Consider the following 14,798-nt stretch of genomic DNA (forward strand, 5'->3'; position numbering starts at 1 on the left):
TCCCTGTTGGGTGCTGCGATCTTACAACGCCGTTGCAACAAGACGCCGAGCGCCCTGCTCCAGGCCAGCACGTAAGCTCGCTGGCCTCAGCAGCCAGGGTGGCAAAGGAGGTGTGTCAAGTGCCAACAAGCAGCAGCGCGACGGTCAGCCTGATGGACGGACCGGTGGTTCTCGGGAACGGCATCGCCGGCGAGACGCTCCCCATCCCCACCGCCGATCCCACGGGTTTCCACCAGGCGATCTCCGAGCCGGACGCCATGCCGGCGACGGAGATCCTCGGCAGTCTGTTCCTGCCGCCCGGAACGGGGCCGTGGCCTGTCGTGATCGTCGTCCCGGGAAGCCTGGGGGTCGCGCCGTCGCACGTCGCCAAGGCGGACCTGCTGACGGAAGCGGGTAGCGCCTGCTGTGTGATCGACCCCTTCGGCACGCGCGGCGTGACGTCCACCGTCGCCAACCAGGCGCAGTACTCGTTCGCCGCCAGCGCGTGGGACGTGCTCGCGGCCGCCGCGGTGCTGGCCCGGCGAGACGACATCGACGCCGCGCGGATCGGCGCCCAGGGTCATAGCCGCGGCGGATCGGCGGTGCTGTCCGCGGCCTGCCTGGCGCCCCTGGTCGACCCGGAACGGACTTCCGTACTCGCCGCCGTCTACGCCGCCTACCCGTGGTCGGGCTTCCAGTTCCTGAGACCGGACGTCGGCCGTACCGTCGTGCGCTCCGTCATCGGCGATCTGGACGAGTGGTGCCTGCCGCTCCAGGTCCAGGCCCACATGCACGCGATGACCCTCTGCGGATGCGACGCCAGCTTCCGGCTCTTCCCCGACACGCACCACAGCTTCGACCGCGACACGCCGGTCGAACTGGTTCCCGACGCATCCGTAAGTCCGGGGGCTCCGACGATCTATGTCCGCGAAGACGGCGCCCTCGTGCATCCGGTGACCGGCAAGGCCGACCCGGGCTTCACCGAACGCGACGCGATGATCTACCAGGTGAAGTCGCCCTACGGCCGCAGGGGTGCCCGAATCGGCACCGCCGGCGACCAGGCGCGGGCGTTCCACGAGGACATGATGACGTTCTGGACCGCCACGCTCCGCTAGCGGCGGCCGAGCCGCCGTCGTCGCGGTAAACTAGCCCAACACAGTGACTTCCAACGACGGCAGCCACGGCGAACGGCCCGGTCCCCTCGCCTACATGGCGAGCAATGGCATCGCGGCCAATCTCCTGATGATGGGCATCGTTGCGGCCGGACTCGTGGCCCTGACCGGTCTCGAGCGGGAAGCCTGGCCTATCACGCCCTTCTACCACGTCGAAATCTCGATGGCCTATCCCGGCGCGACGCCGGAGGAGATCGAGGAGTCGATCGTCGTCAAGATCGAGGACCAGGTCAGCGGGCTCGATGACGTGAAGGCGGTCAAGTCCCTGGCGGCTCCGGGCATCGCCTCCGTGCGGGTCCAGATGGACTCCGGTACGGACATGAATCGGGCCCTGGACGATATGGAGTCCGCCGTCAATCGCATCCATTCCTTCCCGGCCGGCGCCGAACGACCCACTTTCCGGGAGATGGACAACCGCTTCAGCATGATTCGGCTCATCGTCCACGGCGACATCTCCGAGCGCTCGCTGAAGGAACTGGCGCATCGGGTAGAGGACGACCTGACGACCCTGCCCTCCGTCTCCCAGGTCGAGGTCAGCGGGGTCCGGGACTACGAGATCTCCATCGAGGTGCCGCTTCACCGGCTGAGTGCGCTGGGACTGACGCTGACCGACGTTGCCGGCGCGATCCGCCGCAGTTCGCTCGACCTGTCGGCCGGCAGCATCAATACCCGGGAATCCCAGGTTCGAGTGCGGACCCTCGGGCAGAACTACAACCAGCAGGACTTCGAGGAGATCGTCCTTCTCAGCGGCCGCGACGGCACGCTCGTGCGCCTCGGCGACATCGCCGAGGTCCGCGACGGGTTCGAAGAGGCAGACCTGATTGTCCGCTACCAGAACCGGCCCGCCGCCTTCGTGGAGGTTTATCGGGCTGGTGGCGAGCAGGTGATGGATGTGGCCACGACGGTCCGCGAGCACCTGGCGAACGAGGTGATCCCGGCTTTGCCGGAAGGTGTGGGAATCACCATCTGGAACGACGAATCCCAAGCCTACGAGGAACGCGCCGATCTTCTTCTGAAGAATGGAATTCTGGGTCTGTTGCTGGTGATGGTCGCACTTAGCCTGTTTCTCCAGGTTCGGCTTGCCCTATGGGTTGCCGTGGGCCTCGTCGTTTCGGGTGTCGGCGCCCTCGCCGTCATGATGGCGCTCGACGTGGCGATCAATACGATCAGCCTCTTCTCCTTCGTCCTCGCCATCGGGATCGTCGTAGACGACGCCATCGTGGTGGCCGAGCACATTCAGTCCGAACGCAATCGGGGAACCCCCGGGCTGGCGGCCGCCATACGCGGGGTCCGGCGGATCAAGGCGCCGTTGACGTTCGCGGTCCTGACTTCGGCGGTGGCCTTCGTTCCGTTGCTGTTCATCCCGGGGGGCATCGGTGACGTATGGCAGGCCCTGCCGATCATCATCATCGCCATGCTGCTGATTTCGCTGGTGGAATCGCTGTTCGTCCTGCCTAACCACCTGTCCCACCTGCCTGGTCCGGAGTGGGTGCCGGGCAATGCCTTCGACCGCTTCTTCTCGGGACTCCAGAGTCGCGTCGACGTCCAGTTGCAGCGGTTCGTGCAGGGGCCCCTGGACCGGGCCCTGCGGTTTGCCACGAACCGGCCCGGGGTGACGATGTCGGGGGCCGTTGGAATGCTCGTGCTGAGCATCTCCCTGGTGCCCGCGGGGATCGTCCCCACCACGCTGGCCGACGACGTGGAGGGTGATTTCGCGACGGTCGGGCTGGAGATGCCCGATGGGACCACCGCTCCGAGAACGTACGAAGTGGCGCGGGAGCTGGAGGCCGCGGGCCGCCGGGCCATCGAACGACTTTCGAGCAGCCGGCCTGGGGACGCGCCACCGCTGCTGACTGGCGTCACGGTGACCGTCGGAATGGGATCGAGAGTCGAGGGCGGACTGAACCCGCAGCCCACCGTCAATCCACAGGCCAACATCGCCACCATCGAGTTCAAACTCCTCGGCGCGCAGCAGAGACGGATCTCCACCGGAGACGTCGTGCAGGCGTGGCGGGAAGAGGTGGGTGTGCTGCCCCACGTGCGCGGCCTCACCTTCAGCGGCGAGATCTTCACCCTGGGGAACCCGGTCGAGGCCGTACTGTCCCATCCGGACCCGGAGCGCCTCGCCCGGATCGCCGACTCGGTGGTCGACGGACTCCGCGGCGTGGGAGGTGTCTACGACATACGGTCGGATCACGCCCCGGGCATCCCGGAAGTTCGGCTGGAGTTACGGCCCGAAGGGCGGACCCTCGGTCTCACCGTGCAGGAGTTGGCCGGACAGGCGAGAGCCGCGTTCTTCGGCGCGGAGGCCGTCCGGGTGCAGCGCGGTCGGGAAGAGGTACAAGTTCTTGTCCGGCTGCCCACGGAACAGCGAAGTTCGCTGACCGATATCGAGGGCTACCTGCTCCGGACGCCGGGCGGGGACGAGGTGCCGATCATGAGTGTGGCCTCGCTGGGCATGGGCGTCTCGCCGTCGGCCCTCCGGCGCCGGGACGGCCAGCGCGTCGTCACCGTCACCGCCGACGTGGACGCCTCGGTGATCTCCGGCAACGAAGCCAACGAGATCCTGGCCAACTCGATCCTCGCGGACCTGACCGCGGCGCATCCGGACCTGACCTACACGTTCGGAGGCGAACAGCAGCAACAACTGGAGTCGATCGACGCGCTGTACCGGGGGTTCGCGGTCGCCCTGATCATGATCTTCGCGCTCCTCGCCATTCCCCTCCGTTCATACACCAGGCCGTTCATCATCATGGCCGTGATCCCCTTCGGGTTCATCGGCGTGATCCTGGGCCACTGGATCCTGGGAGTAGCCCTGAGCGCCGTGTCTTTCATGGGGATCTTCGGTCTAAGCGGGGTCGTCGTGAATGATTCCCTGGTCATGATCGACTTCATCGATCAGAAACTCCGGGAAGGCAACCCGCTGAGAACCGCGATAATCGAAGGCGCCAAGGGGCGCTTTCGTCCGATCATGCTCACTTCCCTGACCACGTTCCTGGGCTTCACGCCGCTGATCCTGGAGCGCGCCATTCAGGCCCAGTTCCTGATTCCGTTTGCCGCGTCCCTCGGTTGCGGCATTCTCTTTCTCACGGCCATCCTCATGATGGTCGTTCCGGCGCTATGTACGTTGCATCCGCGCTTCGCGCCGACGCGGCATCCTTCACTTGCGGGCGCCGGACAGGGCGGCCGGCTGCGGCAACGCGATAGCCGATGAACGCGCGCTAATGCGACTGGGAAGACTGTCGAAAGCGCTGAGAGATGCGCACGCGGGATTGGGCGTCGCGCATCGGGTCCGTCGCTTCAACGGCTGGCTTGACCGCGCTGCACCGGAGACTCCGGGCGCGGGCGCCTACGACCACACGGAAACGGTAAGGGACTACTACGAGCTTTGCAATGGCTTCATGGTGTTTGGCTGGGGCGAATCCCTGCACTTTGCGCCCCTCACGCCTGACGAAAGCCTGGAGGAGTCCAAGGTCCGGCACCAGCGGGCCATGATCTCCAGGTTGGAGTTGCAACAGGGCATGAAGGTGGTCGACGTCGGTTGCGGAATCGGCGGCCCCATGCGCCGCGTCGTCCGTGAAGCAGGCGTCAGGGTCGTGGGAATCAACATCAATGAGATCCAGCTGGCGGAAGCGAAGAGGTTGAACGCCGAGGCGGGGCTGGAGCAAATGGCCGACTTCAGGAAGTGCAGCTTCGAGGACATGAGCGCCATCGAGGCCGACAGCTTCGACGGGGGTTACGCCATAGAGTCAACGTGCCACGCGCAGAACAAGCAACGCGCTTTCGCGGAGATATTCCGCGTGCTGAAGCCGGGCGCCATGTTCTGGGGTCAGGAAATGTGCCTCACGGACCGGTTCGATCCGCGGAACGGCCGGCACCGGACCATCAAGCGGAACCTCATGCAAGGTATTGCGCTCCACGATATCGCCACGTTCGGGGAAGTGAATGACGCTCTCGAAAGGGCGGGATTCCAGGTCATCGAGGGGAGCGATTGGGACGTCCGGGAAGGACCCTCCACGCCCTGGTATCAGCCCATGGAGAGTCGCCACGGGACGTTGGGGAACGCGGTGCGCAGGCTTCCCTGGGGCCGCAAGGCGTTCATCGCGGGGTCGAAGTTGGCCGAGGTACTGCGGCTCCTTCCGAACGGCTCGGCGGAGGTGGTTCGGCTCCTTGATCGAACCGCGGAGGCTTACGTCGCGGGCGGCAAGACCGGCGTCTTCACGCCGCTGTACTGTTTCCTGGCCCGCAAACCCCTTCGGACCTGAGAATCAAGGCCCGGTAAGATGCACTCATGACTCCCACCCCCGTAACTTCGGCGAGCCAGGGGCTGACTCTCACGGACGAGTTGATCCTGATGCTCCTCAACGAGGAGAACGGCTACTTCCATCAGGTCCCCGGATGGCACTTGCACTGCGCCGTTGCCGGCGCCGTCCTTGCCGAGCTCTCCCTGCAGTCGCGCATCGACACGGACCCGGAAGCTCTCTATCTCGTCGACGCGACGGAGACCGGGGACCCGGCTCTCGATCCGATTCTCGGGGAGCTGGCCCAGGCGCCGGACCAGCGGACGGCCCGCTACTGGATCGAACGGCTCGCGCCACAGGCCGAAGCCGTTATCGACCTCACCCTCGACCGCCTGGTGGAGCGGAACATCCTCCAGCACCACGACGGCGACTTCTGGACCCTTCCGCGAACCGGCTGGCAGGCGGACGCGCACGGCCAATCCGAAGAAGGCACGGTGAGCCAGTTCATTCGGGACCGGATCGCCGACGTCATCTTCAACGACGAAATCCCCGATCCGCGAGACATCATCGTTCTCTCCATCGTCAACGCCTGCGACGTTCTGCGCTTCATCTTCCAGATCGACGAAGAGGTCGAGGACCGGATCGAGCTGGTCTGCAAGATGGACCTGATCGGGCGTTCCATTGCCGAAGCGGTCGCCCAGAACATCGCGGAGCCAATCCGCCGGCACTCCGCTCTGACGAAGAAGATGCCGAGCATCCCATTCCGGAAGCTGCTGCGCAACCCGTACGCCCGCAACGGCAACGTTCCCGCCCTCTTCGCCAGTCTTGCCCAGGAGTTCGGGCCTGTCTTCGAGCTCCGCCCACCCATCGGCGAGCGCATGATCTGCCTGGCGGGAACCGAGGTGAATCAGTGGGTCAACAAGCGCGGGCGCACGTACCTGAGAACGAAGGACTACTTCAACGACTTCGAGAAGATCTACGGCGCGTCCGGTGTCCTGCCTTCCCTGGACGGCGCGGATCATTTCCGACTCCGCAAGGCCATGTCGCCCGGATTCTCCCGCGGCAGGCTCGCCGGACAACTCGATCAACTCTACGGCTATATCCGAACGTATCTTGCGAACTGGGAGGTTGGTGATCTCATACCGGCCCGGTCGTGCCGTCTCCTGATCAACGCACACCTCTCCCCCCTCTTCGTCGGAGTGGATTCGCAGGACCTCATCGACGACCTCGTCTCCTACAAGGAGCGCGCCCTGGCCGTTCACATCATGCGGGCCCTGCCCAAGATGATGATGAAGACGCCCGGCATGAAGCGCAAGGCCAGGACCGTCGACAGGCTCCTGGAACGCATCCAGACTTCACATACTCCGGCCCAGCGGATCGACCAGCCGCGAGATCTGGCGGACGACTGGCTCGGGCTCCACGCGAGCGACCCACAATTCGTGCCGGAGACCATGTTGCGCTTCCAGCTCTCCGCGGCGCTGGTTGCCAGCGTCTACGTGGGCGACGCGATCAGCTTCGCGCTCTACGGCATGGCGACGCAGCCGGACCTTCGGGAGCAGATCCGCGCCGAAGCCGACGCACTCTTCGAGAACGGCGATCCGGACGGTCAGGCGATCAACCCCTCCACGATTGACGTCACGCACCGGTTCCTCATGGAAACGCTCAGGATGTACCCGGTCGTCCCCATGGCGATCCGGAACGTGATGAACGCGTGCGTGATCGAAGGCTACGAGATCCCGGTCGGTTCAAGGCTCTTCATCGCTTCCACCGCGCCGCACTACATGGAGGAGGTCTTCCCGGATCCTCACTCCTTCGACATCGACCGCTACCTGCCGGATCGGGCGGAGCACCGCAGCCCCGGTTACGCGCCCTACGGCCTGGGCACCCATAGGTGTCTCGGCTTCCGGCAGACGGAGCTGCAACTGGCTGTCAACGTCCTGATGATCGCCCGGCACTTCAGATTCGAAGTCGTTCCCAAGGACTACCGGCTTCAGTTCAGTCCCATCCCCAACATGAAGCCTCGCGCGAAGCTGAAGTTCCGGATCGTCGAACAACTTCGGGAACTACCCGCCTGACGCCCTCGTCTCGCCCGGCGGCAGCCGCGCAGGCTTAGGAGACCCGTGGCGCGACGCATTGCCATCGTCGGCGGAGGCATGTCCGGCCTCGGCGCGGCCTGGGCTCTCAGCCAGAGTCCCGACCGCTTCGACTTCCTCCTGTACGAGGCGCAGGACCGGCTCGGCGGTAACGCGGTGACCGCCGACATGCCGCAGGACGACGGCAGCTCCATCCCGTTCGACATCTCCGTCACGGCGTGCATTCCTTCGGTCTACGACCACGTCGTACTGCTTCTCGAGCAGTTCGGCATCGAACTGCTCGAAACCCGTTTCAGCTACAGCGTCCGGTATGGCGACGGCGTCTATGCCCACGACTTCGATTCGGACATACGACGGGACCTTCAGGACGAGATCGAGAAGTTCCAGCGCGTCCTGAAGAGAATCAAGCGACTCGCCTTTCTGACCAGAGCGCGGTCCAGAGTGCTGAACGCCCTCAACCCTTACAACTACATCAGCATGGGCACGGTGCTGAATCTGTACGGTCTGTCCGGCGACTTCCGGTACAAGGTCCTGAAGCCGATGTTCGTCAACTTCCTGATGGCGACGAACGTGTTCGACATGCCGGCCGCGCTGTTCGCCCGCTATCTCGAGTTCTTCGACATCGAGCGCGCCACGCCCATGAGGACCTGGGACCAGGGGACCCGGCGGATCTACGAGGCGCTGTCGGCCGGCTTCCGGGACCGGGTCTGCCTCGGACGTCCGGTGCGCAAGGTGTACCGGCAGTCGAACGGCGTTGTCGTCGAGGACCAGGACGGTGTCCGGGAGACGTTCGACGACGTCATCTTCGCCTGCAACGCGAACCAGACGCTGATGATGCTCGACCGCCCGACGATGGTGGAGCGCTACCTCCTGTCGTCCATTCGCTACGAGAGCGAGTTGCACAACCACACGATCGTCCACAGCGACTCCTCGGTTCTTCCCGACAACGAGGTCAGGCCGCTCGAGACGCGGAGCAACCACATCGAGCAGTACGGCGTCCGGCCGGACAACTACGAGATCACCTACATCATGCACAACCAGCAGCCGTGGGCCCACGGGTCGGACAAGCCCTGCCTGGTGACCTACAACCCGATCAGCAAGATCGACGAGAGCAAGATCGTTCACCGGCAGTGGTTCCAGCACGTCGTTCACGACGTGCGTCACATCGCCCTCCTCGTCCCCCTGTTCCAGTTCATTCAGGGCAGGAGACGGGCGTGGCACTGCGGCGCGCACACCCTGGTCAACAGCCAGGAGACCTGCTTCGTCACGGGTCTGGCGGCGGCCAGGCAACTCGGAGCGGACTATCCGTTCGACGATCCAGGCGCCCGGCGGGCCTTCAACCACTATGGGCGGATCCTCCATGGCTGGAGGTTCCGGAAGGCGAGAGCCTGACTACTGAGGCGCTTTCGGCGCCTCAGACGACGCTCAGGGCCGGCCTGCCGTGGGATTCGAGTTCCGGATAGAACTGCCGGGAGTACTGGCGGTACTTGCCGACAGGGCCGTCGGCCCGGCTTAGCCGGGGCGGAGCTTGGTACCGCTTCCTCTCCCAGATCACGATGTCCTGCAGGACGAACCGCCTCTCCTCGCGCAGGACGATGCGATTCATCAGCCGGTGGCGCAGGCTCACGGGCAAGAAGCCGAAGCCCACGAAAAACCGCCCCGGCTTCCGAATCTCCCGCAACTGGCTGACCAGGGTCACCTCCACAACCGTGCCGTCAACGGGCGTCGCGAGCACCCACAGTCTCGAATCCATGCCGATCGTCTTCTCGTGGAACTCGACGAAGGAGTAGCCCAGCCCATGGACATGGGTCACCGCCGAGGCTTCCGACACCACATCCACGAGGCCCACGATCCTTCGCACCGCTTTGAAGTCGAAGCAACTCTTCAGGTAGGCGCCCTGGACCAACGTCGGGCCGACCGAGCGCACATCGCTGTAGCCGTGCGTGTAGCCCAGATGTTCAATGTCCACGGAGTTCTCCGTTGTTTCCTGGGGATGACCCCGGAAGCGCAGGACGCAGGACCGCAGTTCGCTCCACTTCGGCCCAGCGGGCGGGTCTTCGGGCAGATGCCAGTGCGCCGACCTGCCCGCGTATCCCCACCAGGCGAAGACCATGCCCAGGACCTCTCTGGTCTGGTAGACCTTCAGCTTCGCGGCGCTCGGCGCCGGGGCGTTCGGAGTGGCGACGCATCGGCCGGTCGAGTCGAAGGTGAAACCGTGGAACGGACAGACGAGACAACCGTCACGCACGACGCCGCCGACCGTCGGTCCCATGTGTGACCCCAGATGCGGGCAGAAGGCATCGGCCACGCAGATCCGGCCCTGATCGTCGCACCAGGCGACGATCTCCTCCCCCATCCAGGTCTTCTCGATCAGCTTCTCTCGCTGAATCGAGTCGCGGCTGGCTACGAAGTACCAGCCCTCGGGGAAGGGCGGCAGTTCATCGTTCGGACTCAGTGGAGGTCGATCCGGCTTCGAGATCATGGGGCCAGTGTTCCTCTTCGGAGTGACACGCACCGGCGGTCAGGGCACCAGGGTCGACCTCCCAGTCAAGTCGCCCGCCTGTAAGACCAACTACTCTAACAACATAGCCCCATCGGGACTCTACTGACCAGCCGCGAGGGCCCGCTGCCGGTCGAGTGGCGAAACGGTCAGCGTCCAGGTCAGCGGCACGGATGCCGGGTCGTAGCAGATCTTGTCGTCGCATGCCTGGTAGTCCAGGCGCCCGGTGAGGGTCAACGCGTCGATCTCGGCGAGTTTCGCCGAGGACTCGCGGTCGCCCTCGACGACCAGTTCCTGCACCAGCCGGAACGGCACCTTGTAGACGGGCACCCGCTCGTCGAGCGGCTCGAAGTAGTAGATCTCCGACTCCGGATACTCCGTCGGGAGAAGGCGTAAGAAACTCGGCAGTTCCAGGGTCAAGCCGATGACCCGATACCCGCCATCGCCGGCCCCCGGCGCGTAGACGTGCATGCCGGGCTTGGGCGTGATGTCGAGCGCCAGGTGGAAGCGGCTGCCGACCGTGATGGCGGGATCGCTCTGCGTGGCGCTGATCTCGAGATGGGCCGTCTCGCCGCTGGAGCCCGCGATGCCGGAGATCGGCGTGCCGAGCTTCAGCATGATGTTCGCGGCGGTGTTCCGCTCGCGATAGAACTCCTCGAAGAAACGCGCCGTCACCCGACCCTGCCGGTCGACGACGAACGTCCCGGGAAACGGTGTGCCGACGGCGATCGGCAGAGCCCCGAAGACCGCGACGTACCGCAGCACGTCGGCCTTCACACCCGGGTCTTCAGCGTTTGGACCGAGGCCTTCCTCCGCAACGTGGTTGTAGATGCCGAACGCCCGAATCGCCGCGGAGTCGCCATCGGACAGCAGCGGCACGTCCCGGATGCCGTGGCGCTCCGCGAAGGCGGCCAGCACCTCCTCCGAGTCGTAGCTGATGGCGGCGACGCCCAGTCCTTCTGCCTGCAACTCCTCGAACCGTTCCTGCAGCTCCACGAGCTGCGCCTTGCAGTACGGTCACCAGTCGGCCGAGCGGTGGAAGAGGATCATCGCCCCCTTCTCGCCCATGATCGAGTCGAGCGTCCGGATCCGTCCATGCTGGTCGGGAAGGGCGAAGTCGGGGACCCGCTCCCCCACTTGCGGTCCGAGTGTCGAGACGTCCACGGGCTTCCTCTCCTGGGCGCTCAGCGCAGCGGGCGCCGCCAGGAGGAGGCAGGCGGCGACGATTGGGGTGTACAGCGTGGATTTCACGCGGGGCACCCTAACAGCCCGCTATCTGCCCGGCGGCGTCCAGTTCGGATGAGGCACGTGGGCCTCTTCCATGATCCCCTCGATCTCCCTAACCACCTCCGGGTGGTTCCGCGCCACGTCGTACCGTTCGCCCTCGTCCCGCAGGACGTCGTAGAGCTCGAGGCGGCCGGTCAGCATCGGCTTGCGGACGCCCTTCCACTGCCCCATCCGAACCGCTTGGGACGATCCGGCTTCATAGAACTCCCAGTACAGGTAGTCGTGTGCCCGCTGCTCGCCGGCGCGTCCCCGCAACGTCGGCACGAAGCTGATCGAGTCGACCTCTGACGGCGGCTCGACGTCCACGAGTTCAGCGACCGTGGCCATCAGATCGCCGAAGTAACCGATGTGCTCAGAAACCTGGCCCGGCTGAATCGTCCCCGGCCACCAGGCCAGGAAAGGCACACGGATGCCGCCGTCGTAGAGGTCCCGCTTGATGCCCCGCAGGTTGCCGGACGGGTTGAACCGGAGCAGGTCGTGGTTCGACTCGTTGTGCGGTCCGTTGTCCGACGAGAACATGACGAGCGTCTTCTCGGCGATCCCCAGCTCCCGGAGCCGCCTGAGCAGCGTGCCCACATCCCGGTCCATGCCGGTGATCATGGCCGCCTGGCCCTTGTCGGGGTCAGGCCAGTCCTCTGCCTCGTAGACGCCGTACTCCGGCACCTCCGCCCCGTCGCCGACGGCCCGCGTGGCTTCGTTGTTGGCGTGTGGAATCGTCAGGGCGAGGTAGAGGAAGAAGGGTGCATCCTTCTGTTCCTCCACCCATGCCAGCCCCTCGCGCATGATCAGGTCGTGGGAGTACTCGCCGCGCTCCGTCGCCCAGCCGCCCTCAAAACCGCCATACGGACGCGGCGTCCTCTCGACTTTGTTCCGAAGCGGCACCTTCTCCAGACCCCGCCAGAGGAACTCAGGGTAGTAGTTGTGGGCGTGCACCTGGTTGAGGTAGCCGAAGAACTCGTCGAAGCCCTGACTGAGCGGATGGCCCTCCATGCCGACTTCGCCGAGGCCCCATTTGCCGAACAGGCCGGTCGCGTAGCCGGCGGACTGGAGCACCTCCGCAACGGTGGCGTCCTCTTCGCGCAGCGACTGGGCGGTTCCCCTCGCGTTGCCGCGGACATGGGTATGGCCCGTGTGCTGGCCGGTCATCAGGACGCTGCGGGACGGCGCGCACACGGTCGCTCCCGCGTAGAAGTGCGTGAAACGGATCCCTTCGGCGGCCATGCGGTCCAGGCTGGGCGTCCGAATCACCTGCTGTCCATACGAGCCGAGGTCTCCGTATCCCAGGTCGTCGGCGAGGATGAAGATGACGTTCGGACGATCCGCGGCCGTGGCCGCCGTCACCGCTAACAAGAGCGGCAGGATGACGAGAGTCGATCTGATTCGGTGCACGAGCACGTCCAGCGAATCGGACTCTAGCGCCCGGCCTTCCCCGGCGACCGAGATGAGGCCTCGCGGGCAAGCAGGGCCTGCTTGCGCTCCACTCCCCAGCGGTAGCCGCCGACCGCGCCGTCGCTGCGAACCACCCGGTGGCACGGAATCGCCACGGCAAGCGGGTTGACGGCGCATGCACTCGCGACCGCCCGGGAAGCCTTCGGCGATCCGATCGCAGCAGCGACCCGGCCATAGCTGACGGTCTCGCCGGCTGGGATCTCCCGGAGCGCCTGCCAGACCCGCTGCTGGAACGCCGTCCCGCGGATGTCGAGGGGCAGGTCGTGGCCGAGGGCCGGCGCTTCGACCAGACCGACGACCTGCGCCACCGTCGACTCGAACTTCGGCTCGCCCCCGGCAAGTTCCGCCTTCGGGAAGCGGTCCTCCAGCTCCCGCACCAGCCTTCCAGGCTCGTCGCCGAGCAGGATGGTGCAGATTCCTTTCTCCGTCGCCGCCACGAGAATTGAGCCCAGGGAGCACTCGCCCACCGCGAACCGGATCGTCTCTCCGCCGCCGCCACGCCGGAACGTCGAGGGCGCCATGCCGAGCAGTTCGGACGACGCCGCGTAGAACCGGCCGCTCGAGTTGAAGCCGGCGTCGTAGATCGCATCGGTCACGGTTCGGGAGGTCCGCAGCGCATCGCGGACCCGATCGCCCCGATGGCCGGCGACGTATGCCCTTGGCGTCACGCCAGTGACTCTCCTGAAGACCCGATGGAAATGGAACCGGCTCATGCCGGCCGCCCGCGCCAGCGCGTCGAGGTCCGGGGGCTCCACCGCAGCCTCGATCGCGCGGCAGGCCGCCGCCACGACCTCCGCATGGCGTTCAGCGAGAGGCCGTTCGTTCGCCCGGGAACGGCGGCCGCCTGTCATCGGGGTTCGGTTCTCTACTGATTCGGCCATCCGCATCCTCCCTCCGGTACTCCGTCACCGAGTAGCGACCGCAGTTACGTGCCGCGCAGAGAATCCTCGTATGACCGGCGCAGCATTGCACCTCGATTCTTGCTCTTGACCCGGATTCGCCTCGCTACCGGACGCGGCGGTACGTTTCGTCAAGCGGCGGCAAGTAGACTGGCGGGCTGCCGTAGAAGTGACCGCGCAGGAAGCGCACCGAGGTGTCGAGCGTGAGATCGCGCCGGCGCTCGAGCGCCTCGACGCATGCCTCGTAGTCCGGGCCGTTGCCGCCTAGACGCGCCATGACGGCGGGCCGTGTCGCCTGCCAGTGCTCGTAGCTGGCGTAGCGAGCCATCATGTAGACCTCGTCGAAGTCGGGGCTCTCCGTTGCACCGACTTCGGTTCCCCTACGATCGAGCTCCTCCGGCGTCGGATAGACCCGGCGCCATTGCCCCACGATCCGCGCGCCATTCTTCTCGAAGTACGGCCAGACGCCTTCGCGGCTCAGCCGACCGAACTCCTCGAAGGTTCCCTTGCGGATGCGGAAGTAACGCAGCGTGATGATCTCCTCGCCCCGGCGGGCTCGGGCGCTCCGCACCGGGAGTTCGGCGCGGGCATCCGCCTCACCTTCGGGCTCGGCAACTTCGTACTCCTCGTCGAGGCCGGGCATGTAGTACGGCCCGCCGGGCGCCATGTTCCCTGCGAGATAGATCGGACCGTCCGACCCCAGCTCCAACTGGCGTCTGGCGGCAAGCGCCTCGCGGAAGGCCTGCCAGTCCTCGCCGTTTCCGCCCAGCCGATCGGCGGCCCGCGTGGCCGCCCAGTGGTTGTAGCTGCGATAGCGGGCAAGGCGGTAGCCCTCATCGAACTCGGCGCTGCCGCCGCCATCCGGATGGACTACCTGCCACTGTCCCACGACCCGGCTGCCGATCTTCTCGAAGATCGGCCAGACGCCGTCGCGGCTCAACTCGAAGAAGCGCTGGTGGGCGCCCTTCTGCAGCTTCTGGTGGCGGAGGACGAGGAACTCCTTGCCGGCCCGGGCGATGTCGTTGCGAACCGGCCGCGGAGCCTCCTGGGCCGGGAGGATCGACGCGGCGGCCAGAACCGCAGCGGAGGCAAGCGAGAACGCCATCAGTCGCATTGTGGTCGCCGCTTCGCGGCGCGCTTTCCTCAGAAGCCGGCGGGGACGCCGGCGCACCCAGTGG

Annotated in this window: 11 protein-coding genes and 1 pseudogene; 5 read left to right on the forward strand and 7 right to left on the reverse strand. The window is 65.9% G+C overall.

The window, feature by feature from the left end:
• Positions 1–119 precede the first annotated feature (119 nt).
• Genes OXG83_06785 through OXG83_06805 form a run of 5 tightly spaced genes read left to right on the forward strand, consistent with a single transcriptional unit; the run spans position 120 to position 8,877 of the window.
• Positions 120–1,094 carry a prolyl oligopeptidase family serine peptidase gene (locus tag OXG83_06785; GenBank protein MCY3964723.1) on the forward strand — a complete coding sequence of 325 codons (975 nt, stop codon included), beginning with the start codon at positions 120–122 and terminating at the stop codon, positions 1,092–1,094.
• 43 nt (positions 1,095–1,137) lie between these two features.
• Positions 1,138–4,365: an efflux RND transporter permease subunit gene (locus tag OXG83_06790; protein ID MCY3964724.1), complete on the forward strand. Its 3,228-nt coding sequence runs from the start codon at positions 1,138–1,140 to the stop codon at positions 4,363–4,365.
• The gene (locus OXG83_06795; protein ID MCY3964725.1) at positions 4,316–5,416 is read left to right on the forward strand and encodes a class I SAM-dependent methyltransferase; all 1,101 of its coding nucleotides are present in this window, start codon (positions 4,316–4,318) and stop codon (positions 5,414–5,416) included. The genes OXG83_06790 and OXG83_06795 overlap by 50 nt, the downstream gene beginning before the upstream one ends.
• Before the next feature lie 26 nt (positions 5,417–5,442).
• Positions 5,443–7,467 carry a cytochrome P450 gene (locus OXG83_06800; GenBank protein ID MCY3964726.1) on the forward strand — a complete coding sequence of 675 codons (2,025 nt, stop codon included), beginning with the start codon at positions 5,443–5,445 and terminating at the stop codon, positions 7,465–7,467.
• Positions 7,468–7,512: 45 nt separating this feature from the next.
• Positions 7,513–8,877 (forward strand): FAD-dependent oxidoreductase, encoded by a 1,365-nt coding sequence (locus OXG83_06805; GenBank protein MCY3964727.1) that lies wholly within the window; start codon positions 7,513–7,515, stop codon positions 8,875–8,877.
• A 22-nt stretch (positions 8,878–8,899) separates the two neighbouring features.
• Here the strand turns inward: OXG83_06805 and OXG83_06810 are convergent, their stop codons facing one another.
• The 7 genes and pseudogenes from OXG83_06810 to OXG83_06840 form a co-directional block, all read right to left on the reverse strand.
• A complete protein-coding gene (locus tag OXG83_06810; protein ID MCY3964728.1) occupies positions 8,900–9,967 on the reverse strand; it encodes a Rieske 2Fe-2S domain-containing protein in 1,068 nt (355 codons plus the stop codon).
• Between the two features lie 120 nt (positions 9,968–10,087).
• Positions 10,088–10,603: a protein-disulfide reductase DsbD family protein gene (locus OXG83_06815; protein ID MCY3964729.1), complete on the reverse strand. Its 516-nt coding sequence runs from the start codon at positions 10,601–10,603 to the stop codon at positions 10,088–10,090.
• 60 nt (positions 10,604–10,663) lie between these two features.
• Positions 10,664–10,987 (reverse strand): annotated as a pseudogene (locus tag OXG83_06820) (redoxin domain-containing protein).
• A gap of 15 nt (positions 10,988–11,002) precedes the next feature.
• The gene (locus OXG83_06825; GenBank protein MCY3964730.1) at positions 11,003–11,236 is read right to left on the reverse strand and encodes a hypothetical protein; all 234 of its coding nucleotides are present in this window, start codon (positions 11,234–11,236) and stop codon (positions 11,003–11,005) included.
• A gap of 21 nt (positions 11,237–11,257) precedes the next feature.
• On the reverse strand, positions 11,258–12,661 hold the full coding sequence (locus OXG83_06830) for an arylsulfatase (GenBank protein MCY3964731.1): 1,404 nt from the start codon (positions 12,659–12,661) through the stop codon (positions 11,258–11,260).
• Between the two features lie 23 nt (positions 12,662–12,684).
• Positions 12,685–13,602, reverse strand: coding sequence for a methylated-DNA--[protein]-cysteine S-methyltransferase (locus OXG83_06835; GenBank protein ID MCY3964732.1), 918 nt, complete (start codon positions 13,600–13,602; stop codon positions 12,685–12,687).
• Positions 13,603–13,726: 124 nt separating this feature from the next.
• Positions 13,727–14,734: a hypothetical protein gene (locus tag OXG83_06840; protein ID MCY3964733.1), complete on the reverse strand. Its 1,008-nt coding sequence runs from the start codon at positions 14,732–14,734 to the stop codon at positions 13,727–13,729.
• Between the last annotated feature and the right edge of the window lie 64 nt (positions 14,735–14,798).

Source organism: Acidobacteriota bacterium (assembly GCA_026707545.1).
Taxonomy (GTDB): Bacteria; Acidobacteriota; Thermoanaerobaculia; order Multivoradales; family Multivoraceae; genus Multivorans.